We start from the raw sequence: 22,723 nt of genomic DNA, 5'->3' as shown, positions 1-22,723 counted from the left end.
TGGTCTCCGGCATCACCCACGACTGGCCCGCCGCCAACCAACCTCACCGAAAGCCACTTTTTCGGCAGCCACCTAGATGAACAGACTGATTGTCGCCTGCTTCATCAGGCTGATTGCCGAACCTGCCCCGACGGGGGCGGACAGACCATCGATGAGATGTTCATCTTTGAGGCCCATGAGGTCCATGGTCATCTGGCACGGCCAGAGGTTGACGCCCAGGTCGATCGCCATATCCAGCAACTCCTGGACGGAAGCAACGTTGTGGTCTTCGGCGAGGCCGCGCATCATGGCAGGACCCATTCCGGCGAAGTGCAACTTGGACAAGCCGAGTCCGGATGCAGAACTGTTGTGGAACATCGACAGCATCTTCTGCCGCCAGTCGTCTCCGGTGAGGCCGGCGTCTGCTTTCTTGAGGATGCCGAGCCCCCAGAACGTGAAGAACACCGTTACATCCATCCCGTAGGCGGCGCCGGTGGTGGCCAGGATCAGCACCGGCCAGGCTTTGTCGAGGTCGCCCGAGGCGGCAATGATGACCATCTTCTCCTTCTCAGGCGCGGTCTCCTCTGGGGCGGGTTCGATCTGATGATCGGTAGCCGTCATCGTCCCTCCTTCGTGTTGGTGTCTCCCCGGGCGCCTATATGCGCCTCGACGCATCCTGGTACGGCCGGTATCGGTGCGTCAACCGATTCTGGGGTTTTTCTCCGGACGTTCTACCTTGAGCATGTCATCGGCTAGGTTCTGCCTCTATGCACTCCGTCGCCGATGAGCTACTCGCCCTACACGCAGGTGTCTGCAAAGGGATTGCCGATCCCAAACGGCTGCTGATCATCAATGCGCTGCGCGATGGCGAGCGTCCGGTCATGGAACTCTGCGAAGAGCTGCAACTCCCGCAGGCGAACGTGTCTCAACATCTGGCAGTGCTGCGCGACCGCGGCCTGGTGCTGGCCCGTCGTGACGCGCAGCGAGTGTTCTACTCGTTGACTTCGGACAAGATCACCCAGGCCATCGACCTGTTGCGCGAGGTGATGGCAGAGCAAATGCAGGTGGATGCCGAAGAGCCGCAGGCGGCCAACTCGTAGTCGCCGCCCGTGGCCGGGGAAGAACCCCTTGCCGGGTCCCGAGGTCATTCATAAGATACATGCGCCGTTTCGCATGTCAGGCCGCGGATGCGCCTGTGAGGAGGGATTGCCAGATGCCCGGCTCGATTACCACCGATGACCTCGCCAGGAGGATCGAAGACGCCGAGAAGCTCCCCTACATTCTCGACTTGCGCGCCGGCGATCAGTTCGAGCGCTGGCGGATCGAGGGCAAGCTCGCCCTCGATACCGTCAACATCCCCTACTGGACGGCCCTCGGCGACATCGAAGGCATCGCCGCCACGCTTCCGGAGGACCAGGACGTGATCGCCATCTGCGCCCACGGCGGTTCGTCCGGCATGGTTGTCGAGATGATGGAGAGGGCGAACGTCATGAACCTCGAAGGCGGTATGGACCTGTGGGCCAACACGCTGATCCCGAGGACGCTCTTCGACGACGGGACCCACTTTGTCGTTCAGCTCGATCGGATGGCCAAGGCGTGTCTTTCGTATGCCGTGGGCGCCCGCGGCCATACGATGGCCGTCATCGACCCGGCTGCCGATGCCGAGCGCTACCTGGCGCTCGCCGACCAGTACGACGCGACGATCACCGACTTGTTCGACACTCATCTGCACGCCGATCACATCTCCATCGGTGTGGCTATGGCCGAACAGACGGGCGCGACATATCGCATTTCGCCGGGCGATGCTGAAGAGGCTGTCTTTGAATACACCCCCCTCGAAGATGGGCAGGTGTTCACGTTCGGCGAGATGGAGATGATCGTCCGCTCGGTGGCGACCCCCGGTCACACGCCCGGTTCGACGTCGCTCGAGGTGCACGGCCGTTATCTGATGACCGGCGACGCGGTGTTCGTCACAGGCGTCGGTCGCCCCGACCTCGGCGGCGAGACCGAGCCCTGGGCGAGAGATCTGTTCAACACGATTCACGTGAAGCTATCGCCTCTCGATCCTGCACTGGAGGTCTGCCCGGCGCACTACACGAGCCGGACCGAGTCGCTGGAAGACGGCACTCTTCGGCGCTCGCTGGGTGATCTGGTGAAAAACGATCCGGTGGTGTCGATCGCCGATGAGGCCGAGTTCGTCGACTTCGTCGTATCGCATCTCGGTGAGCCGCCCGCCATCTACGCAGACATCCGCAAGGTGAATCTCGGAGTGCTGATGCCGGACGCTGAAAAGGCCAAGGAACTCGAAGTCGGCCGCAACGAGTGTGCCCTGTCCAAGTGAGGACCCCGCCGGACTGCGGAGTACCCTCTCAGCCGTGAGCACGTCCCGGAATCCGATTCGCCCCAACCGCGGCAGTCGCGCCCGTGATCATCTTGCTAATGAGCGGACCTACCTGGCCTGGGTGCGTACCGCCCTCGGCATCATCGGTCTTGGTGTCCTGGTTGGAAAGCTGGTTGAGGCCCAGGGGGTTGAGGCCGAGATCGCGGGCTTGACGATGGTCGGTGTGGGTGCCGCCTCGCTCATCTACGCGACGATTCGCTACGAGCGCGTCCGCGTGCAACTCGAGGAGGGCATGTTTCAGACCGCCTCCACCGGGCCGATCGTGATCACCGCCCTGGCGTTGCTCATGACGGCGGCCGCCGTCGTCTTCGTGCTGGTGTAGGGGCCGGTCGCCGTGCAGTCCTTGATCGCACGGGCAGGCCGGCCGCGGCCTGCGGATGTAATCGCCGGATTGAGTGTCGCCTTCGTGCTCATTCCACAGTCGCTGGCCAACGCCGAAATCGCCGGGGTCCCCGTCTATGTTGGCTTGTACGCGGCCGCCCTGCCCTCGCTGGTCGCTGCTTTCTTCGTTTCCTCACCGTATCTCCAGACAGGCCCGGTGGCGTTGACGGCCTTGTTGACCTTTGGAGCATTGCAGGGCTTGGGTGCCGAGCCCGGTACCACCGAGTACGTGGCCCTGGCCGCCTTGTTGGCCCTTGTCGTCGGAGTGGTGAGGACGCTCATCGGCGCTTTCCGCGGTGGGTTCCTGGCGTACTTCATGTCCCAGCCGGTGCTGATCGGGTTCACGTCGGCGGCCGCCATCCTCATTCTGTCTTCGCAGGTCCCGACCGCGGTCGGGGTGGTGGCGCCGGACGGCCAGATCCTCGAGAAGGCGTGGTGGGCGCTGATTCACATATCCGAATGGGAGCCGGCGGCCGTCGGGTTGTCACTGGTGACCGCCGTACTGGTGCTCGGCGGGCGCAAACTCCACCGCGTGTTTCCAGGGGTGCTGGTCGCCGTGATCCTGGGGATTGTCTACAGCGTGGTGACCGATTACGACGGACTCATCGTGGGAGATGTGCCGGCCGGACTGCCGCCCTTCTCGCTCGACTTGCCCTGGGGCTCGCTGCCATCGCTGTTGGTCAGTGGGGTGGTTATTGCCCTGGTCGGGTTCGCCGAGGCAGCCGCTATTTCACGTACTTTTGCGGCTCAGGAACGCCAGACCTGGAGCCCGGATCGGGAGTTCGTCAGCCAGGGTGTCGCCAACCTCGCTTCGGGGATCTCCGGTGGGTTTCCCGTTGGGGGGTCGTTTGCTCGTTCGTCCGTAGCCCGCTTGGCCGGTGGGAAGACCCGGTGGGTCGGAGCGATCTCCGGGCTCGTCGTGCTGGCGTTCCTTCCCGTCGCTGGAGTTCTGTCGCCCCTGCCCCGGGCCATCCTCGGCGCCATCGTGATCTCGGCCGTTGCCCAACTCATCCGGCTGTCGCCGCTGTGGACGATGTGGAAGCACTCGAAGCCGCAAACCGCCGTGTTGTGGACGACCTTCTCCTTGACGCTCATCCTCAGTCCGCGGGTCGAGTTCGCCGTCATCACCGGCATTGGGCTGGGAATCCTCATCCACGTGTGGAGAGAGATCAAGGTCGGCGTCGGTTCGAGCTTCGACGGACAGACCCTGCGGCTAACTCCGCGCGGCGTGCTCTTCTTCGGGTCGGCGCCGCCGCTCAACGAGGCCCTGCTCCAGTTGCTCGCCGAGCACCAGGATGCGAGTGCTCTCGTGTTCGATCTCGGCAGCCTGGGCCGGATCGACTACACCGGGGCGCTAGTTCTCAAGAGCGTTGCCGAACAGGCGGAGGGCGCCGGCCTCGAGGTCTCGTTTGAGAAGGTGCCCCCGCAGACCAGGCGCATCCTCGGGGGTATCCTCGAGCAGAAGCTTCCTGAGATCGGAGAGCCGTGACCCCTTCTTGCGTCGATTATGGGTGCTGAGCGCTCCTTTCTCACGCAAGAGGGGGCGAATCCGGGGCCGCTCGGGGTCATTCTCGCCGGAGGGGCCTCGACCCGCATGGGCGTCGACAAGGCCCTGGTCGTACTGCGCGGTGAACCGCTGGTTACACATGCGGCGCGGGCGCTCGAAGCGGTGTGCGGGGAGGTAGTGGTGGTCGGCCGGGAGGGAACCCTGGCCGGCATCGAATGTGTTCCCGATGATCGCCTCGGCCCGCTCGGCCCTGCTGCCGGCGTGGCGACCGCCTTGCGGGTTTCCGAGGGGCGCCCGGTGCTGGTGGTGGCGGTCGATCAGCCGTTCCTCCGGGTCGAGACCCTGGCCGGACTGGCGCGGCAGGACCGGACCACCGTGCCCCACGACGAAGTGCTCCAAATCACTTGCGCGCTCTACACACCCGACGTATTCGACGCGGTATCCCGGGCGGTGGCCGATGGCGTCCCATTGTGGAAAGCCGTGAAGGCGGGCGCCCTGATAATCGACGAACCTGAATGGCGGTCCTGGGGTGAAGATGGTCGCTCGTGGTTCAGCGTCGATACACCCGCCGCCCTGGCAGAAGGCCTGGTCCGGTTCGGCTAGCGGTCACCCCGTTCTTGCGTGGATTCCGGTCGCAGACCGCACATTTACCACGCAAGAAGGAGCGATTTGGCCGACAAAGCGGCGCTGCGTGTTGTAAACTATCGTCGACTACCTGAAGGAGTTGCCGATGGCGGAGGACTACCCACCGATTCTCGATGCCGCCCAGGTGGCAGAACTGCTGGGGATGAACGTGCAAATGGTTCGCATGTATGCCCGCGAAGGCCGTATTCCGGCCTACCGCCTGCCGGGCGGTCGTGCGTTCAAGTTTTTCCGGGACGAGGTGTTCGAGTTCCTCAAGGCCCATCCGGCCGTCGAAGCCCCCGAAGAAATCAGTGTTGAAGAGTGAAGACGATGGTCGAGAGCGGGATGAACCACTCCGTCTGATTGCGGTCCACGACCACGATGTGGTCGGCGCCGACGACGCGGATGGTTCCGGTGAGTGGGTCTGAAACGGAGGAGAAGATCTCGATGAATTCCCCGGACATTTCAAGTTCGAGCATTCGAGATCGGTACGATGGAGAGCCGTTAGCACGACCTAGTCCGCCCTCCTGATGGCGGCGAACAACCCGCAATGAGACGAGACCGGCGAGGTTGACGTTGGCGAGTGAGTGGGGAGTTTGGATGATGGCCAGGTCACCGGCAACGTGCGTGACGGTGCCAGTGAGCGAGACGCCGGCGCCGGTGGCGCCGACCTCATCGCCGCGGTTCATGAGTTCAAACGCGACGTCCTGCAATGTTCTACGCCGCAGAGCATGCCGCGTCGCATCGTCTTCAACCGCTTCGGCCTCGAGTCGAAATTCTCCCCCGACCTGCTGGCGAAGCTCCGAAGCGAGTTCGTCGAAATCTGGATCGTCCCAATCCATCTTTCCGTCACTGTTGTTGAGTGTGTCGGGTGAAAGGCTAACGAGGAAATGACGGTTGAGCAGTCGAAACCAGCCCACCGGACCCGCCCGTCGTTGACCGGTCGACTGTCGATGGGGCATCTCATCATGGTCACCGCCGGCCTGCTGGCCGTGCTCGTCAACTTCGCCCTGTTGCGGGCGAGGGATGAGACCTCCCTTGTCGCGGTGGCAGTTGCGGACCTCGTGCGCGGCACGAAGGTCAGCGCCGACGCATTTCGGATGGTCGAAGTCCAGGTGGATCCGAATGTCCTATCCACCCTCGTCCCGGCGGAGTACCTGCTCGACCTGGAGGACCGGATTGTTGCCCGTGCCGTCGCGCAGGGAGAACTCGTCTCCGTCTCCGATTTCGTGGAGGCTGCTGCGCCGTCCGAACAAAGGGCTATGAGTATCCCGGTGGACCGGGTTCATGCCACCGGTGGAATGATCAACGAAAACGACGTTGTCGACGTTATCGGCGTTGCCGACGGCCTGGCTGAATACATCGTCCTGGCCGCACCCGTCCTTGATGTTGCTCCGTCATCCGGCGCCGGACTTGGATCGAGCGGCCAGTTCTACGTCACTATTGCCGTCGACTCGCTCACGGCTCTGCGGATCGCCAGCGCGCTCGATGGAGGATCGATTGAGATCATCCGGTCGACCGGTGCGAGCGAGCCAACGCAGTTGGTGTTCCCGCAACCGGCTGCACCCGAGTCAGTATCTTCTGGAGAACCCGATGCGGGAAGCTGAGCTCGGTATTGCGGTGTCACCTCGCGAGTGGGGTGAGCGACTCCACAGGTTCGTTGCCGACCACGGCGGCGCCCGCGTCCGCACACGGGTTATGCGGCCGGAGGACGTCCTGTCCGAGCAGTTTGACGTGTTGGTCATCGACGACCTCACGTCGTACCTATCTCGCCGGTTGGTGCAGCAGGCGCAGGCCAACGGCAAGCTGGTGCTGGGCGTCTTCGATCGGGTCGAGTTTCGTGAGGGTGAGGAGCGACTCCGGTCGCTCGGCGTCGATGCGGTGGTCGAAGCTCAAGCCCCGCCCGAAGAGTTCCTGAAGGCAGTCGGTCGAATCTTCGTCGGTCCTGAACGTCTGAGTGTTGCAGGGTCGGATGAGCCGATCTCCGGATCGATCGGGCCATCGGATCTCGGAGCGGAGGGCGGGAAAGTAACTGTTGTGGGCGGCCCATCGGGAGGTGTCGGCCGCACCGAGATTGCCATTGCCTTGGCCGCCGGGTGGCGATACCGGGGTGGTTCAGTTGCTCTGGTCGACTGTGATGACCTGGCACCTTCGATTGCCCAGCGGCTGGGTATTGCGCTCCATCCGAATCTGAGGTCGGCAGTCGATGCCCTCAATCATCGCTCAGACGGCCTTCATGCATCGCTCGCCTTTCCCCGTCACGTCGGGGTAGAGGTGCTCATCGGGCTTCCCAACCCTCGGGATTGGATCGAACTTCGCTCGAGTGACGTTGTCGAGGTCGTAAGGGAGTTGGCACATGGTCGCGACCGGGTAGTCGTCGACATTGGTGCTCGCATCGAAGACCTGTCGTATCACGGGGGACCCGATCGAAACGGACTTGCCCGTGCTCTTGTCTCTGCCGCCGATCAGGTGGTGGTGGTCGGGCAGCCAACGCCAGTCGGGGTGGCGCGCTTGATCGAGTGGCTGGCCGATGCTGCTTCGCTGGTGGAACAAGCGACGGTCCACTGCGTCTTCAACCGCATCGGGAGATCGAGCTTCCAGCAGCGAGAAGTCGCTATTGAGTTCACCAGGAGCTATCAACCAGCCACGCTGTCGTTCGTCCCTGAGGACCGGCGGGTGTCCGATGCGGGGTGGGCGGGGGAAGCAGTACCGATCGGCCCCTACTCGAAGGCGGTGATGGCACTCACGCGACGACTCGACGAGATGCAGGCAGCGGAAAGCGTCAACGTATGACGGCAAACGCGTACGACACGATCCGTAGGACTGCAGTCGACCTCATCGAGAGTCGGAAACTGGACCCGCAACTCGATCGTACGGCAGTTGAGGCGGCCGTGGCCGGCGTGGTTGACGACTACCAGCGGAGAGCGCACCTGGGGGAAGAACGGGCGTTGCACGATCCGGGTGAGATGATCGGACGGGTCATCCGGTCGATTGCCGCGCACGGACCTTTGACCGACATCCTCACCCGCCCTGATGTGGAGGAGATCTTCATCGAGGGGCCCCGGGTGACCTACATCGACGGCTCAGGACATCTGAGAGCGATCGCGGCACCGACAACCGAAGCCGAGAACCGTCAGGTCGTGAATCGGCTTCTCGCGGATACTGATCGTCATCTAGACACGGCCAGTCCGATCGTGCAAGCGCGGGTCCTGTCGGACTCGGCGCGGATGACTGCCGTGATCCCACCGATCTCGGATGGACTGTCGGCCACGATTCGTCGCTATGCGCTTCGCAAAGAGACGCTTCCCTCTCTCGTGGAACTTGGCGCAATGACGCCGGTCGCGGCCGGGTTCCTCTGGGCGATCATGCAGACGAATCTCTCCGTTCTGATCTCCGGACCTCCCGGAGCAGGGAAGACATCACTACTGAGCGCGATGATTTCGGCTGCACCTCCGACACATTGCCTTCGATGTTGCGAGGAGGTGCGTGAGCTACACGTTCCCATCGTGCATGGTTCCTATTACGAGGCGCGACCTCCATCACTCGACGGGGAGGGCGAGATCTCCCTTCGAGGGCTGGTGAAGGTCGTGCTGGCGATGCGGCCAGACCGTATCGTTGTGGGCGAAGTTCGAGGGGCGGAAGCCTTCGAATTGACGAGGGCGGTTAACGCCGGATGCGGATTCGCCTGCACCGTCCATGCCAACTCGGCCCGCGAGGCTCTGCACGCGATCGTCAATGCCGCCTTGATGGCAGGCGAGAACGTCAGCGAGCCGATCGTTCGCAAGGTATTTGCTTCATCGATCGACTTCGTCGTCCATCTCGATCGGGATTCGTTGCCCGAACCGGGCAACGAAAGACTCCGGCGGCAGATCATGGAGATCATTGCCGTCGTTCCGGCGATGCGGGAGGACTTCTCAACCGATCCCATCTTCGCTCGAGAGGCCATCGGGCGCCCACTCGATTGGACGGGTTCGTTCCCTCCCGAGCAATCGACGGCCATCATCGATCGTGCACTTCCTCATGGTCTGGATCTCAAGTCGATTCTCGAGGGCAGAGTGAGCCCTCTATGACCCTGGTGGCGTCGCTTCTGTCCGGTTTGTTCATGTACTTGCTCGTCGGCTTCATGACGGGCCATGGTCCCCGGTTCGAAATGCGGAAGGCAATGCGACCGACGGTTTCGGAGCAGCAGACCTGGCTGATTCAGGCGGGGGTACAGCTAACGCCCCGTCAGTTCTGGATGACTTCGATTGGCGCCGGCGCCCTCGCGTTCGCCGTGTTTCTCCTCGTTTCAGGCGTCCCACTCGTCGCATTGATGCCGGCCATCGTGGTGGCATTGCTGCCTCGCGCCTACTTCTCGCGACGGAGAATCCAACGACTCTCGGAGGTTCAGCAGGCTTGGCCCGACGGGATTCGCGATCTCGTCGCATCGATTTCCTCCGGGATGTCACTTCCGAAGGCAGTTGAAGCTCTGGCGCGCAGCGGACCGATCCCTCTCCGGCAGGCCTTTGCCGCATATCCACTCCTGACCCGGACGCTGGGGGTTGTGCCGGCACTCGAAGTGATCAAGGAAGAGCTGGCGGATCCGACGTCAGATCGCGTCATCGAGGTGTTGATCCTCGCTTATGAACGTGGAGGTGCGCTCGTGCCGCGCATTCTCCATGATCTAGGCGAGGCTACGACGCGTGACTTGTGGGCTATCGAAGAGATCAGAACGGAAGCGCTCGAGCAGAAGATAAATGCAAGGGTTGTCTTTGCCTTGCCCTGGTTTGTGCTCGTGGCACTGACGGCCCGGGCCGGGCTGTTCCGCGAGTTCTATAGGTCTCCCGGGGGAGCAGTCGTCATTGTGATCGGAGCTGCCATGAGTCTGCTCGGGATTGCAGTCGTCAGGCGTCTGAGCCGGGATCCAGATGAGCCGAGAGTCATGGGAGGGGCAGCGTTGCTGGTCGAACAGGGGGGTGCGCGTTGAGTTCGGGCGGTGTTGACCTCCTGGTCTCCGTTCTGTCGGGAATCGCGGTGGCTGCGTTCGCGTCCCTCCTCGTCCGGCCGACCCGTCGCCTGGCGCCGCGAGTACGCCCATACACCGTGATCAGCCGGACGAGCCTCGGAATGAGTCCGGATGTGCTCAGTGTGTCCGATCCGGGACCTGTCAGTGGGGCGGGAGTCGTAGCCCGACTCTTCGGCCCGATGGTCGAGGCCCTTGCCGTACGGTTCGGCAGGCTGGTGGAAGCCACAGGTGATGAGGGGATGGCGCTGAAACTCCGCCAGGCCGGGTTGTACTTGTCCCTGCCTGAGGATGACCGCCTTCAGGAGTATCGGGTTCGTCAGCTCGGGACCACCGTTGCCGCTTCGGTTGCTGGGGTTGTCGCGGGCGCGCTCGTTGGGGATGGGGCGTCACTTGCACTCCTTCTCGGCGTTCTGGGATTCGTCGTGGGTGCCACCCGGTCGCGGGCGGCAGTCGACAGGGCAATCGAGGAACGGCGTGATCGGATGAGGATCGAGATATATACGATCAATCAGTTGTTGGCGATGCGGGTCCGGGTCGGGGGAGGAGTGATCCAGGCGGTGCAGCAACTCTCTCAACGCGGCTCCGGGGCCGTCGTCGAGGAATTAGAGGAGGCGTTGCGGCTCCATCGGAGCGGGATGTCCGCCTCAGACGCGTTCAGTCGGGTGGCTTCGACGACGCCCGAGCCCAATGCGGCCAGAACATACGCACTTCTGGCTGCGGCCGACGAGCGCGGCGCAGATCTCGGCGAGGCGCTTCTCGCCCTGAGTGAAGATGTCAGGGAGGGTCGGCGTGAAGCGATGCGGAGGCAGGCTACGAAGAGACGTGCGGCGATGTTGATCCCGACGATCGCAATTCTGGCGCCGGTGATGCTGTTGTTTGTCGCCGCACCTCTGCCTTCCATCGTCTTCGGGAATCTGTGATGGATATGATCTCCAGGAAGGGAAAGGAGTGGGAGTTGGTCCGTGTATTTATGGTTGCGCTGCTGCAGCGCCTGCCGCGCGGTGTAGGCGAACTTCGCCGTGAGGAAGGGTTGAGCACTGCTGAACTGCTCGGAAACGCCGCGCTGGCCATCGCCGCACTGGTCGTGATCTGGGGCCTCCTACAGGCGCTGGGGGTCGACGTCGTGGATTGGATCCGCACCAAGATCCTCGACGGCTGAGGTTCCGGCATGGATGCCGCATCAGAGCGCGGGATGGCGACGCCACAATTCGTGCTGGCGGCCGGTCTTTCGCTGCTGCTTTTTGTCACTTTTGCCAATCTGATCGTGTTCCAATATGGCCGCGGCGTTGTACGGGCGGCGCTCGACGAGGGCGTTCGCGCCGGAGCTCCGCTCGGCGCTTCGCCGGATGACTGCCAGGACCGCATTGACTCGTTCGTGGGTGACCTGCTCGGAGGCGAAATGGGTCGCGGAGTCGAGACCGGGTGTGGTCTGGATGGCAACCTCGTAGTGGCGAATGCCCGGGTCCAGTTCGAAGGTTGGGTTGTTCCCGACTGGGAGTTCAGTCTCACGGCTACCGCAGTGAAGGAAACGCTGCCGTGAGCGAACGATGCGACGATCGCGGTGCAGCTCCGATCGAGTTTGCGCTCGCCGTCGGCTTCCTGCTCATCCCGATGGCGGTCCTGGTCATGTCGGTCGCCCCGTGGGTAGAGCGACAGTCGATGGCGCGTGTGGCGGCGGGAGAAGCGGCTCGCGTTCTCGTTTTGTCACCGGGTACTTCGCCGGATGAGACCGCCGCGGCTGCCCTTGCTTTGCGCGTCGCTTCGAATCATGGAATCGATGCCGAGGACGTTTCCGTCTTCTTCTGCGCACATGAAGAGGCTCCCGATGAAATGAAAGCCGAGGCGCACTGTCCGCCACTGTCCCGTGGAGCGATGATGGCGGTCGAGGTTCGGGTGAGAGTGCCGGCGGCGACCATCCTCGGCATAGGGACGTTCGGAGAGGGAACCGTATCGTCCCGCGTGACGGAGCAGGTCGAGCTCTACAGAAGCTTTGCACCGTGAAAGAGCGCGGGTCTATCACGTTCTGGGTTCTCGGTCTGTCAATCGCCGTGTTGTTCCTTGGGGGACTGAGCGTTGATCTGTGGAGGGTCATGTCGGACCGGCGCGAGCTGGCTGCAGTGGCCGATTCTGCGGCGGCTGCGGCGGCTTCGGCCGTGGATGTGGACCAATGGCGCCAGGTCGGGGAGATACGTCTCTTGAATGATGAGGCTGTCGCGCTGGCGGAGCGTGTCGTCGCTCAGCATGGTGTGGCCGGAGAGCTGTCGGCCCCGCTCGACGTGGCGGTCGCCGGCGATTCCGTGCAGGTCGTATTGACTCGGGAAGTCGAACTCACGCTCCTACGTCTGTTGACGGTCGGCGAAGATCCGTTGTTGGTACGAGTTGTCTCTGTGGCGCGGGCGGCGCCGTCACCGTGAGGTCGTAATGGGTGGGAACAGCCCCGGGCGCCTGGCGGCGGCCATTGGCCTGATCGTGGTGCTGGCCGCGGTGTTGGTCTGGCAGGTCTTCGACTGGTCGTCGGAGGAACCCGCCGGCTCCGACGCGGTGACGATTGGCACTCCTGTTCCGGTTCTTGTCTTCGACGAGGAGGTGTGGATCGCCGCCGCCCAGGACGCCCTGGACGCATGGGCGCGGTTTGCATCGACGGGTGACCTGGCAGTGCTGGATGGGTTCCTCGACCCCGCCGGTCCGCAATACGCTCAACTATTTGGAGAAGCGTCGACGATCGGTTCGGACGAGGCGACTTACTCCTTCACACTCGTCGAGCCAACCGCGGCCATGCGGGATGGGTTCCCGGTGGTATCGGGCACGGTGATCATCGCCCGTGACGGAGAGACCGTCGACGAGGTCGTCTGGGACCTCCACCTCATCGAGGGGGGCACCAGATGGCTCCTCTGGACCGTCGAAGACCGCGGATAGCCCGAGTTTCTCGGCAATACAGCGTCGTGTGGTGGTCCACAGCATTGCGGAGAAACCGGGGGGAGTTTTCTGCGCAATGCAATGGTCGGTTAATCGTGTGCAGCATTGCGGAGAAAAAGCGATCGAAGGTTGCGCGTAACTGCGGGCATCCGAAATCCGTCTTTCCCAGGACAAGAACACCTTGACTAGGGAGGACGGGAGACGTGTGGACACGCCAACCACAATCGAAGGCTTCTACCGGGCGCATGCGGACGCGGTCTACGCGTTCCTCATCTCGCTGTGCCGGGACAGAACCTACGCGGAGGATCTGATGCAAGAGACCTTCGTGAAGGCAACGCGCTCACTTGGTGGTTATCGGGGAGGCAATCCCCGGTCATGGCTGTTCACCATCGCCAGGTCGGTGTTCATCGACGACACGAGACGCCGCCATCCCGTACCCGTTGAAGATGTCTATGAGGCGGTGGTCGAGGATGCCGATTTCGCCGAGGTCGATGCCATCGAACAGGCGTTGTCGAGGATGCCGGAACGTCATCGCACGGCCCTCCTGCTTTGTGATCGAGCCGGGCTCAGCTACGAGGAGGTCGCCGACGCGATGCACTGCACGCCGGCGGCCGTGAAGGTTCTCATTCACCGCGCCCGGGTCTCGTTCCGGGCCTACTACACGGAGTACCAGAGATGAATTCCCACGATGAGATTCAGGACCTGCTCGAAGGATACGTCGACGAGACGCTCGACCGGGCGACCCGCCGGGCCGTCGACGATCACCTCGCCGATTGCGCGGAATGCCGGGCCATCCTCGACGAGGTCGCACCGGTCGATCTCAGCGGGCTCGCCGGTGGGGCGGTGGACGAGCGGTCCCTACGGCGCTCCGTCCGGCGGGCAATGTGGAGGACGGTGACGAACACTGCCCTCATGCTGGTGTCGCTGTGGATAGTGGCGTGGCTGGTCTCCGCCGTGATCATCCAACCGCTGGTGATCAACCGGGGAGACCGTGCCACCATCGCTGCTCGCGCCACCTTCGACATGGCGATGATGGTCAACGAGGGCGCCATCGCCACCGATTGGGATGTCACCTCCGGTGCAGCATCGCGGACGAACACAGCTCACCTCGTGCTGCAGGTCGGGGCCGGGGCGAAAGAGCTGGGCGAGGTCGGCAGCCGGATCGGGATCACCAGGTTCGGCGCTCCCCTTGGTGGCTGGTTCTGGCCCTACGTGACCGACTTCAACTCGGGGACACCAGGTGAATACCGGCTGGCCGAGTTGGGCTCGGGCACGGTGGCCACGGTAGCCGCCCACTTCAACGAACCGATCTCGCTGGCCCGAGCCCAGGAGCTGGCCGACTCGACGGACTACGACGTCCGGGTCGTTTGGGCGGGTTTTCCGACCTCCCAACGGCTGGACCTCGACGAGCAACCGTTCTCGGGCTTTGGATACGGGGTACTGGGATACCCCACCTGTCTAGAGCCCGGGATGGTCGATGATTCACGCTTTGGAGGCACATCGGTCAGTGGGGGACTCGGCCTCGGCGGTGCCCCGGCCTCGATCGCCAATGCCCTCGCCGAGGTACGGCGAGCCGTCGGCACCCTTACGGCCAACCCATGGCTGATCGAACGGGCGGTCGATCCGGAGACGAGCGACGTCGAACGACTCGAACAAACGGCCGTGCAGCTGGCGCAAGCCGACCCCGGCGTGGTGACCCTCGTGGTGACCGGGCCGACGGCAGAGCTCATCGGGTTCCTCGACGACGTCGAAGTCGAATACCCGGCGGTGCTGGCGGTCGACTTCTACAACTGGTCCGATTTCGTGTGCGGGAGATGAAGGAAATGCCTTTGTACGAACAGATGAAACTGAAGCGGCGCATTGTCGGCGGTACTGCCGGACTGGTGATAGCCCTGGTGGTGGGTTTGATGGCGGGTGCGGTCTTGTCCGATGATGGGCCGGGCCTGCTGCAAGCCATCGCCACCGTGGCGGCGTTCACGTTGCCGGCCTGGTTTGCCTTCATCTCTCTCGATCGCCGGCCGTCGCTGCTCCCGGCGGCAGGGATGGCGGCCCTGGTTATGGGCTTCGCCGCATTGGAGCTCATACCGCTGTGGCTGATCGTGGCGATCGTCTGGGGCTTGGTGGCCCGCAGCCGGATCCGTCCGGCTCCAGAGCCCAGGTGGGCACGATTCGGACGCCCGCTGCTCGCCATCGCAGCCGTGGTGCCGGTATTGGTGTTATTCGCCCACTTGGATCCAGCCTGCACGGTGACCTATGCCGACGGGCGGACCGAACAGGTCGACCCTGCCGAGCGCGGACTGGAGTCCGGGTGGCAACTCCGCCCGGTCGGCTCTTCTAGTTCGAGCACCTCGGAGAGAGAGACCATGCGCGAGGAGTGCGCATCCGACACGGTCGTGTGGTGGGAGGCGGCGTCGTCACTCGGCGCCTCCGCAGTAGTGGTCGCGATGGCGCTTCGCTGGCCCACCGGCGAGAGCCTGGTCGCCGATCGGCAGCGCTCGACCGTCCCCGCCTAGCTCCGTCCAGGTTTTCTCCGCAATGCAATGGTGCGTTTTCAGACCACTGCATTGCGGAGAATCCAGGGGGGCTTTTCTGCGCAATGCAGTGGTGCGTTTTTCGACCACTGCATTGCGGAGAAATCAGAGTGGGTTTGCACTACGCGGATAGTGTAAAGTAGCGCCATGGCTGCGTTCCTGGTGATGTTGCGTGAAGGTGTCGAAGCGGCGCTCGTCGTCGCCATCCTGCTGGCCTACCTCAACCGGCTTGGTTCGCGCAGCCACATCCGGTGGGTATGGGTCGGGACCATTTCGGCGGCCTTCCTCTCTCTCCTCATCGGGATCGTGATCTACAACACCGTAGGTTCCCTCGAAGGCCGTGCCGAGCAACTCACCGAAGGAGTCGTAGCGTTCGCGGCCGGCGGGCTCCTCACCTGGATGATCTTCTGGATGGGAAAGAACGCCCGTCAGCTGCGCGGAAAGCTGGAGTCGGAAGCTGCTTCGGCGGTGGCGCTCGGCGGTGTCGCCACATTGGCGGCGGTGGCGTTCGTCGCGGTCCTGAGAGAAGGCCTCGAATCAGCCCTCTTCCTGATCTCAACGACAGTGGGGGAGTCCGCCAGCGGCAGCCAGCTGGTCGGTGGCCTGCTCGGCCTGCTTACCGCCATCGGCATCGGCTACCTCATGTACCGGGGTGGCAGCCGCATCAACCTCCGGATCTTTTTCCGGGTGACCGGGTTCCTGATCATTCTCTTCGCGGCCGGCCTCGTATCGAAGGGCGTTCACGAGTTCCAGGAGGCGGCCGTGCTGCCGATCCTGATCGAACCTCTCTATCAGGTGCCGTTCGGCGATCCCGACGTCAGCACTGTCGCCCGGTTCGCAAAGACCATGTTCGGATGGTCGCCGGGTCCGTCGCTGCTGATGGTCATCTCCTACTGGGCCTACCTGCTGCCGATCGGGGCTGCCTTTGCCCAGATGACGTCGGCGGCGCCCAAGTCGGCCGGCGTCACGGAGGACCATCCTGCGGCGGAACGTCTGAACGACTGACTCACCGCCGGAGCCGGGACTCGGAGGGGACAGGTCGCGGCGGAACCAACCGCTATTCGTCGATCTCGGTTTCCGCAGGCGCACTCCAGAACAGGGCGAGCTGGGTGATGCCTGCTCCGACCCCGGCCAAACCGATGATGAATCCGGGCCATCCGGACACGTCGAGGCCGATTGCACCGTCGATCGACCATTCGCCTCCCCCCATCGTGGCGAGCGACAAGCCGACCACGCCCAGCATCATCACATACTCCCAACCCTCGATCGGACGGTTGAAGGCGAAGAACCCCGCCTTGCGGTGATTCGAAACGCCCGCCACCACCATGGTGGCGACGAGACCGGCGGCAGCGAAGGTGGTGAGAGCCCCTGTTATGAGGCCGGCGCCGATGGCGAGTTCGCCGGCCGCCGAGAGGAACGCCTGCATCCTGGCGCGGCTGAAGCCTATGGACTCGAACCAGGCGGCGGTGCTGTCGAGCTTGCGTCCGTGGTTGAGGCCGTGGGCGATCATCACCGCGCCGGCGGCCACCCGCAAGATCAGCAAGCCGAGGTTTTGTGCATCCATCGCTGCTCCTTCACATTTTCTGTTCTGCGCAACCATTCCGGCCGGCGATCTCTTCCCAACCGGTCAGAAACCCTACATAAGCAGGTGTTATACCGACGTATTTCCTTCGCTTGGGCGGGTCCGCCGGCACTTTTGAATGGGGCCAACGGCGTGTCCAAGAAGCGACAGAACGCGATACATTGCCAGCAAGGGGTAGGAACCTTGACATCACTCTGAAAGGAGTGCCATGTCACCCAGCAAGAGAATGAACTTGCTGATCTTGTTCATCGTGATGGGTCTCTTTGTCTCGGCCTGCGGGTCGGACGACACCACGGAGACCACTGAAACCACCGCGGCCGCGGCCGCCGAAACAACCATTCCAATGGTCGCCACGACCATGGTCGAGATGACCACGACCACAGTGGCCCCGACCACCACGACCACGGAAGCGATCGATGAGAGTGCGGTTCTTGCCGCCCACATCACCGCCGCACTTGCCGACTGGTCGCCGACGATTTCGGCCGAAGCCCTGTTCGAGAACCTCTCGGACGGCGACGAATCGAACGACCCGTTCATTCTGAGCGTCCGGGCGCCGGATGCTTATGCGCTCGGTCACATCGAGGGCGCATACAACATCCCCTGGAAAGAAATCGCCGACCCGGCGAACCTGGCCAAGTTGCCGACCGATCAGCCGATCGTCGTGTACTGCTACACCGGCCATACCGGCCAGGTGGCAGCGACCCTGCTGCGGATCTTCGGGTACGACGCCACCAACCTGAAGTTCGGGATGATGGGCTGGACCGATGACGACACGATCCTGGCTACCGCCCGTTACACGGGTGCGCCGGGATACCCGACCGAGACTGAAGCCAACGAACTGACGGTTGAATATGAACCGCCGACGCTGACCACCGGCGAGACGGCCGCGGTTGATATCGCGATTGCGTCGGCCCAGAGTTTCCTGGCCGACTGGGGTCCGACGACCTCCGCCGAAGCCTTGTTTGAGAACCTCTCAGACGGTGATGATGCGAACAATCCGTTCGTGTTGAGCGTCCGGGCGCCGGATGCCTATGCGCTCGGTCATGTGGAAGGTGCCTACAACATCGGTTGGAAAGCCATCGCCGATCCGGCCAGCCTGGCCATGCTCCCATCCGATGAGCAGATCATCGTCTACTGCTACACCGGTCACACCGGTCAGGTGGCGGCAACCGCCCTCAAGCTGCTCGGCTACGACTCCGTCAACATGAAGTTCGGGATGATGGACTGGACCGACGACGATGCGGTCCTCGCCACCGGCCGCTACACGGGTGCGCCGGGATACCCGACCGAAACCGTGATCAACGAACTGCCCTAGACCGGACCAGCGGGAGGCGTCGGTGAGATCCCGGCGCCTCCCACCAGGAGTTGATATGAAACGTTGGACTCTGGTGGTGGCCGCCGGGGCGATGATCGTGGCCGGAGGAGTATTCGCCGGTTGCAGCAGTGACGAGGCGGAAGCTCCAGACACCACTGTGGCGGCTCTCGACACAACGCCGAATTCGGTAGCAACCACTACGACACAGGCCGTCGTTCCGACCACCACCGAAGCGATGGACCCGGACGCCGCCTGCCTCGATTGCCACACCAACCAGGAAACCTTGATGGCGCTCGCCGTTGAACCGGTGGACGCGGAATCGCTCAGCTCGGGTGAGGGCTGAGGCGGCTCGGTGCCTCAGTTGGAGGCATGGGAGCAAGTATTCGTAAGCGATGAGGAATTCCCGGCCAGTACGCACGGGCAGGTCGGGTGCACCACCTGTCACGGCGGGGTGCCGGGCGCAACCGACATGGAAGAGGCCCACACCGGAATAACGGTCGATCCCGACCCGATCACCACCTGCGGCACCTGCCACGAAGACACCACCGACGATCACGTCGGCAGCCTGCATGCGACGCTCGGCGGCTACGACACCGTGCTGCTGGCCCGCAGCGGCGGCGACGAGCTCTCGCCCGGGCTGGAAGAGGCCTTCACCAATCACTGCGCATCCTGTCACGCCTCGTGCGGGCAATGCCATGTGAGCCGGCCGACCAGTGCCGGAGGTGGACTGCTCGCCGGTCACTCGTTCAAAGAGACGCCGCCGATGAACTTGACCTGCACGGGCTGTCACGGCAGCCGGATCGAGAACGAGTACAAAGGCAAGAACGAAACGGACGACGGCGGGATGTATCCGGCAGACGTCCACTACAACCCGGGCGGCATGGCGTGCTTCACCTGCCACACCGGCGATGACATGCACGGGGTCGGCCCCGAGCAGGAGCTCCGATACGACGGAGCGCAAGATCCGGCCTGCACCGATTGTCACCCGGACCTCGAAGGCGCCAACGCCCAGCACACGGCATGGCATCTGGATGCCCTTTCCTGTCAGGTCTGCCATTCGGTGGCATACAAGAACTGTTACAGCTGTCACGTTCAGAAATCCGAGGAAGGCGTGCCGTACTTCGAGACGGACGAGTCGCAGATGTTGTTCTACATCGGGAAGAACCCGACTCCGACCGACGACCGCCCATGGTCGTGGGTGACGGTCCGCCATGTCCCGGTCGACCAGGACAGCTTCTCCTACTACGGCGATGATCTGTTGCCCGAGTTCGATGCCCGGCCGACCTGGCTGTACGCGACTCCACACAACATCCAGCGCTCGACGCCGCAGAACGCCTCGTGCGATGCCTGCCACGGAAACGCTTCGATCTTCCTGACTGAAGACAAGGTCGATCCGGTCGAACTCGACGCCAATCGGAGCGTGATCGTCACTGAGATTCCAGGGGGTGGATGAGCTCTCGGTATTCCGGGCTGGGAAGGCGGAATCCGGGCTGCCCGGTCATGGTGACGCCGGGTGGCCCGGCTTCTTTGCGATCCATACCGTCCATTCGAGTATCCGCCGGTCGCGCTCGAACTCCTCCTGCCAGGCACGGGCCATCGCCCTGGCGTTGACGGCCGGGTCCGGCCCCTGGTAGGTGTCGGCGGACTCGATGACCAGGCGGTGGTAGCCGGCCCAGGCCTCTTCGGGACTGATGTAGCAGTGGATCGGCTCGAGGCCGGCTTTCTGAATGGCGTCGATCTGGTCGGCTTCGGTGGTCATCTTCGTGTCGGTCCCGATGACGGCTTCGACGGCCTCTGCCGCCAGGCCGGTCTTTGTGCGGAGGTCGCCGATGGCGATCCGTCCACCCGGGTGGGTGCGGGCGGCCAGCGCCCGCAGCGTCCCCGTAAACCCGTGCCAGATCCACGAGGCCCCGAGACAGGTGGCGACGTCCCACTGTTGGTCTCGGGCGAGAGCGGTGCCGTCACCAAGCCACCACTCGACCGTTCCTTGCAGCGGGCGGTCGTGGGCTCGCGCGGAAGCCCGGGTCAGAACCCACGGTGAGAGGTCCAGTCCGACTCCCTCGATCGCCGATCGTTCGGCCGCCCTGAGGAGCAAGGCGCCGTGGCCGCAGGCCACGTCGATCATGCGCTCGCCGCCGGTAGGGGACAGGCGGTCGAGGATCTCCTCGAGGGAAGTGGCGTCCATCGGGTTGCAGATCTCGTGGAGGTGGTGCATCGCCTCAAATGGAGCAAAGCGTTCCCACTCGCCCTCGACGTCGGTTCCCGCCAACACGGTAACGGAGTCGGGGAGGGGCGGATGGATCATGGACGGGAAGGCTACCGGGTCGCGCCGCCTCGTTCTTGCGTCAGTTGAGAGCGCAGCACGCTCCAAAGTGACGCAAGAAGCAGTAGGTTCGCCGATCGCCTAGCCTCATGCGACCGCATGCATGAAGAAGGGGGCCTCCCGCGTGGACAAACCGATCGTTCGAGTCGAAAACATCGTCAAGACGTTCAAGAAGGCAAACATCCGAGCACTGGACGGCGTGAGCCTCGAGTTTGAGGCAGGCATCGTCTACGGCCTGCTCGGGCCCAACGGTGCAGGGAAGACCACCCTGATCCGTGTGCTCACGACGTTGCTGCGCGCCGACTCCGGGTACGCCGAGGTGGCCGGCGTCGATGTTGCGGCCGACCCGACCTCCGCTCGCACACACATCGGACTGGCCGGCCAGTATGCGGCCGTTGACGAGTACCTCACCGGGCGCGAGAACGTCGAAATGGTCGGACGGTTGTACAACCTGCCGGCCAAAGAAGCGACGAAGCGAGCCGACGAAGTGCTGCACAGCATCGGGCTGGCGGAGGCGGCGGACCGTACCGTCCGCACGTACTCCGGCGGAATGAGGCGACGCCTCGACCTGGCCGCCTCGCTGGTCGGCCGGCCCCAGGTGCTCTTCCTCGATGAGCCGACCACCGGCATCGACCCGCAGAGCCGGCTGGGATTGTGGGACATAATCAGGGATCTGGTGGCGGGCGGAACCACCGTCTTGCTGACGACGCAGTATCTCGACGAAGCGGATCAACTCGCCAACCGGATTGCGGTCATCGACAACGGGAGGCTGATCGCCCAGGGAACCGGCGACGAACTCAAGGATCAGATGGGTGGCTCGGTGATCGAACTCCATGTCGGCGATGAGGTGCGCGATCAGGCGATCGAGGCGCTGACCGGATTGTCGACCGAGGCAGCCGTATTCGATCAGTACCGGGGCAGCCTCCGCCTCCCTGCCCCGGACGGTTCACAGACACTGCTGAACGTCGTGCGGCGCCTCGACGAGCGCAGTATCGCCGTGCAGGACATCGCGTTGCACAAACCGACGCTCGACGACGTGTTCCTCACCCTCACCGGGCGCGGGGCGGCCGAAGCCGAAGCCGAAGCCGAGAAGGTCACGACACCAAAGCGACGCGGACCGAGGGGGAGGAGCAACTGATGGCCATTACATCTGAAAAGACCGAGCGGGCGCGCATCAGCCCGATGCATGCCGCCAAGGACATTGCCGTCATCACGCGGCGCAATCTGCTGCGCAACATCCGGCTGCCGCAGCTACTCATCTTCGCCACAGTGCAGCCGGTCATGTTCCTGTTGCTGTTCAACTACGTCTTCGGAGGGGCGATCGGACAGGCGATTCCCGCCATCGCTCAGGGCAAGTACATCAACTGGCTGCTCCCCGGGCTGCTCATTCAAGTGGCCGCCTTCGGAGCGGGCCAGACGGCGCTCGGGCTCACCGAGGACCTGTCCAAGGGCGTGATCGATCGGTTCCGCTCGCTGCCCATGGCCCGCTCGGCCGTACTGGCGGGCCGGACCCTCTCGGACCTCATCCGGAACGGGTTCGTTATCACCTTGATGGTGGTGATGGGGTTTGTGATGGGGTTCCGTTATCAGACCAGCTTCATCGGATTCGTCGCCGGCCTGCTCGTCGCCATGACGTTTGCTTTTGCGCTGTCGTGGATCATGGCGTCGATCGGCCTGGTGGTGAAGAACCCGGAGGCCGCCCAATCTGCGACGTTCCTGGGTGTGTTCCCGCTGGTATTCGCCAGTTCCGTGTTCGTACCGACGCAGACGATGCCGGATTGGCTGCGGACGTTCGCAGAAGTTCAGCCGATCACGGTCACCACGAATGCGCTACGCGGGCTGATGCTGGGTCAGGAAGCGCTGGCCGAGTTCGGCCCGGGCATCAACCCGGTGCAAGCGCTCGCCGACGCCCCGACTGTCCATGGTCAGGTGCTGATGTCGCTGCTCTGGTCGATCGGGATTCTGCTGATCTTCGTGCCGTTGTCGGTACGGGTCTACCGCCGCGCCGTTGGGTAGGGCACAAGACTCAGGGTCGGTCGGGTGTTTCGCTCAACCGTTACGGGTTCAGGTTGACCTATTCGATTTGTATCGCCCTGGGATTCTTGGAGACTCTTTACCTTGGAAGCGAGGATGGAGTTATGTCAAAGAAACTGCAGGCG

At 63.5% G+C, this 22,723-nt stretch carries 29 protein-coding genes; 25 read left to right on the top strand and 4 right to left on the bottom strand.

Annotated elements, in window-relative coordinates; translation table 11 throughout:
• Window positions 1-72 precede the first annotated feature (72 nt).
• Entirely contained in the window at window positions 73-600 is a 528-nt protein-coding gene (locus P1T08_15000; protein MDF1597384.1) for a DsrE/DsrF/DrsH-like family protein, read from the bottom strand.
• A 146-nt stretch (window positions 601-746) separates the two neighbouring features.
• Between P1T08_15000 and P1T08_14995 the strand changes: the two genes are divergently transcribed.
• From P1T08_14995 to P1T08_14970, 6 genes are all read left to right on the top strand, one after another.
• The gene (locus P1T08_14995) at window positions 747-1,079 is read left to right on the top strand and encodes a metalloregulator ArsR/SmtB family transcription factor (protein ID MDF1597383.1); all 333 of its coding nucleotides are present in this window, start codon (window positions 747-749) and stop codon (window positions 1,077-1,079) included.
• A 113-nt stretch (window positions 1,080-1,192) separates the two neighbouring features.
• Complete coding sequence (locus P1T08_14990; GenBank protein ID MDF1597382.1) at window positions 1,193-2,320, top strand: MBL fold metallo-hydrolase; 1,128 nt, start codon at window positions 1,193-1,195, stop codon at window positions 2,318-2,320.
• 34 nt (window positions 2,321-2,354) lie between these two features.
• Window positions 2,355-2,702, top strand: a complete 348-nt coding sequence (locus P1T08_14985; GenBank protein MDF1597381.1) for a DUF202 domain-containing protein — start codon at window positions 2,355-2,357, stop codon at window positions 2,700-2,702.
• A gap of 12 nt (window positions 2,703-2,714) precedes the next feature.
• A complete protein-coding gene (locus tag P1T08_14980; protein ID MDF1597380.1) occupies window positions 2,715-4,250 on the top strand; it encodes a SulP family inorganic anion transporter in 1,536 nt (511 codons plus the stop codon).
• 18 nt (window positions 4,251-4,268) lie between these two features.
• Window positions 4,269-4,871, top strand: coding sequence for a molybdenum cofactor guanylyltransferase (locus P1T08_14975; GenBank protein ID MDF1597379.1), 603 nt, complete (start codon window positions 4,269-4,271; stop codon window positions 4,869-4,871).
• Between the two features lie 127 nt (window positions 4,872-4,998).
• On the top strand, window positions 4,999-5,217 hold the full coding sequence (locus P1T08_14970; protein MDF1597378.1) for a helix-turn-helix domain-containing protein: 219 nt from the start codon (window positions 4,999-5,001) through the stop codon (window positions 5,215-5,217).
• Here P1T08_14970 and P1T08_14965 read toward each other — a convergent pair.
• A complete protein-coding gene (locus tag P1T08_14965) occupies window positions 5,201-5,734 on the bottom strand; it encodes a hypothetical protein (protein ID MDF1597377.1) in 534 nt (177 codons plus the stop codon). The genes P1T08_14970 and P1T08_14965 overlap by 17 nt on opposite strands.
• 48 nt (window positions 5,735-5,782) lie before the next feature.
• On the opposite strand from P1T08_14965, the gene P1T08_14960 reads away from it, so the two are divergent.
• The 14 genes from P1T08_14960 to P1T08_14895 all read left to right on the top strand — a co-directional run bounded on the left by P1T08_14960 (window position 5,783) and on the right by P1T08_14895 (window position 16,349).
• Window positions 5,783-6,499: an RcpC/CpaB family pilus assembly protein gene (locus tag P1T08_14960; GenBank protein MDF1597376.1), complete on the top strand. Its 717-nt coding sequence runs from the start codon at window positions 5,783-5,785 to the stop codon at window positions 6,497-6,499.
• Window positions 6,486-7,685 (top strand): hypothetical protein, encoded by a 1,200-nt coding sequence (locus P1T08_14955; protein ID MDF1597375.1) that lies wholly within the window; start codon window positions 6,486-6,488, stop codon window positions 7,683-7,685. Before P1T08_14960 ends, P1T08_14955 begins: the two co-directional genes overlap by 14 nt.
• Window positions 7,682-8,962 carry an ATPase, T2SS/T4P/T4SS family gene (locus tag P1T08_14950; GenBank protein MDF1597374.1) on the top strand — a complete coding sequence of 427 codons (1,281 nt, stop codon included), beginning with the start codon at window positions 7,682-7,684 and terminating at the stop codon, window positions 8,960-8,962. The genes P1T08_14955 and P1T08_14950 overlap by 4 nt, the downstream gene beginning before the upstream one ends.
• Window positions 8,959-9,858, top strand: coding sequence for a type II secretion system F family protein (locus P1T08_14945; protein ID MDF1597373.1), 900 nt, complete (start codon window positions 8,959-8,961; stop codon window positions 9,856-9,858). The genes P1T08_14950 and P1T08_14945 overlap by 4 nt, the downstream gene beginning before the upstream one ends.
• Window positions 9,859-9,905: 47 nt before the next feature.
• Window positions 9,906-10,817 carry a type II secretion system F family protein gene (locus tag P1T08_14940; GenBank protein MDF1597372.1) on the top strand — a complete coding sequence of 304 codons (912 nt, stop codon included), beginning with the start codon at window positions 9,906-9,908 and terminating at the stop codon, window positions 10,815-10,817.
• 35 nt (window positions 10,818-10,852) lie between these two features.
• Complete coding sequence (locus P1T08_14935) at window positions 10,853-11,056, top strand: hypothetical protein (GenBank protein MDF1597371.1); 204 nt, start codon at window positions 10,853-10,855, stop codon at window positions 11,054-11,056.
• Between the two features lie 9 nt (window positions 11,057-11,065).
• Window positions 11,066-11,437 (top strand): hypothetical protein, encoded by a 372-nt coding sequence (locus P1T08_14930; GenBank protein MDF1597370.1) that lies wholly within the window; start codon window positions 11,066-11,068, stop codon window positions 11,435-11,437.
• Window positions 11,434-11,898: a hypothetical protein gene (locus P1T08_14925; protein ID MDF1597369.1), complete on the top strand. Its 465-nt coding sequence runs from the start codon at window positions 11,434-11,436 to the stop codon at window positions 11,896-11,898. The genes P1T08_14930 and P1T08_14925 overlap by 4 nt, the downstream gene beginning before the upstream one ends.
• Complete coding sequence (locus tag P1T08_14920) at window positions 11,895-12,311, top strand: pilus assembly protein TadG-related protein (protein MDF1597368.1); 417 nt, start codon at window positions 11,895-11,897, stop codon at window positions 12,309-12,311. Before P1T08_14925 ends, P1T08_14920 begins: the two co-directional genes overlap by 4 nt.
• Before the next feature lie 7 nt (window positions 12,312-12,318).
• Complete coding sequence (locus tag P1T08_14915; protein MDF1597367.1) at window positions 12,319-12,813, top strand: hypothetical protein; 495 nt, start codon at window positions 12,319-12,321, stop codon at window positions 12,811-12,813.
• A gap of 205 nt (window positions 12,814-13,018) precedes the next feature.
• Entirely contained in the window at window positions 13,019-13,492 is a 474-nt protein-coding gene (locus P1T08_14910; GenBank protein MDF1597366.1) for an RNA polymerase sigma factor, read from the top strand.
• Window positions 13,489-14,631 (top strand): zf-HC2 domain-containing protein, encoded by a 1,143-nt coding sequence (locus tag P1T08_14905; protein ID MDF1597365.1) that lies wholly within the window; start codon window positions 13,489-13,491, stop codon window positions 14,629-14,631. The genes P1T08_14910 and P1T08_14905 overlap by 4 nt, the downstream gene beginning before the upstream one ends.
• A 5-nt stretch (window positions 14,632-14,636) precedes the next feature.
• A complete protein-coding gene (locus tag P1T08_14900; protein MDF1597364.1) occupies window positions 14,637-15,326 on the top strand; it encodes a hypothetical protein in 690 nt (229 codons plus the stop codon).
• A 165-nt stretch (window positions 15,327-15,491) separates the two neighbouring features.
• Complete coding sequence (locus P1T08_14895; protein MDF1597363.1) at window positions 15,492-16,349, top strand: FTR1 family protein; 858 nt, start codon at window positions 15,492-15,494, stop codon at window positions 16,347-16,349.
• Between the two features lie 52 nt (window positions 16,350-16,401).
• Here the strand turns inward: P1T08_14895 and P1T08_14890 are convergent, their stop codons facing one another.
• A complete protein-coding gene (locus P1T08_14890; protein ID MDF1597362.1) occupies window positions 16,402-16,908 on the bottom strand; it encodes a DoxX family protein in 507 nt (168 codons plus the stop codon).
• A gap of 226 nt (window positions 16,909-17,134) precedes the next feature.
• Between P1T08_14890 and P1T08_14885 the strand changes: the two genes are divergently transcribed.
• Genes P1T08_14885 through P1T08_14875 form a run of 3 tightly spaced genes read left to right on the top strand, consistent with a single transcriptional unit; the run spans window position 17,135 to window position 19,694 of the window.
• Window positions 17,135-18,241, top strand: coding sequence for a rhodanese-like domain-containing protein (locus P1T08_14885; protein ID MDF1597361.1), 1,107 nt, complete (start codon window positions 17,135-17,137; stop codon window positions 18,239-18,241).
• A 55-nt stretch (window positions 18,242-18,296) separates the two neighbouring features.
• Entirely contained in the window at window positions 18,297-18,584 is a 288-nt protein-coding gene (locus P1T08_14880) for a hypothetical protein (protein ID MDF1597360.1), read from the top strand.
• 9 nt (window positions 18,585-18,593) lie between these two features.
• Window positions 18,594-19,694, top strand: a complete 1,101-nt coding sequence (locus tag P1T08_14875; GenBank protein MDF1597359.1) for a cytochrome c3 family protein — start codon at window positions 18,594-18,596, stop codon at window positions 19,692-19,694.
• Window positions 19,695-19,739: 45 nt separating this feature from the next.
• Here P1T08_14875 and P1T08_14870 read toward each other — a convergent pair whose 3' ends face one another.
• Window positions 19,740-20,546, bottom strand: coding sequence for a class I SAM-dependent methyltransferase (locus P1T08_14870; protein MDF1597358.1), 807 nt, complete (start codon window positions 20,544-20,546; stop codon window positions 19,740-19,742).
• A 142-nt stretch (window positions 20,547-20,688) separates the two neighbouring features.
• On the opposite strand from P1T08_14870, the gene P1T08_14865 reads away from it, so the two are divergent.
• A complete protein-coding gene (locus P1T08_14865; GenBank protein ID MDF1597357.1) occupies window positions 20,689-21,702 on the top strand; it encodes an ATP-binding cassette domain-containing protein in 1,014 nt (337 codons plus the stop codon).
• Window positions 21,702-22,580 (top strand): ABC transporter permease, encoded by an 879-nt coding sequence (locus tag P1T08_14860; GenBank protein ID MDF1597356.1) that lies wholly within the window; start codon window positions 21,702-21,704, stop codon window positions 22,578-22,580. The genes P1T08_14865 and P1T08_14860 overlap by 1 nt, the downstream gene beginning before the upstream one ends.
• The last annotated feature ends 143 nt before the right edge of the window (window positions 22,581-22,723 follow it).

Source organism: Acidimicrobiia bacterium, from assembly GCA_029210695.1.
Taxonomy (GTDB): Bacteria; Actinomycetota; Acidimicrobiia; order Spongiisociales; family JAHEDJ01; genus JAHEDJ01.
This window is presented reverse-complemented; position numbering and strand designations above follow the sequence as displayed.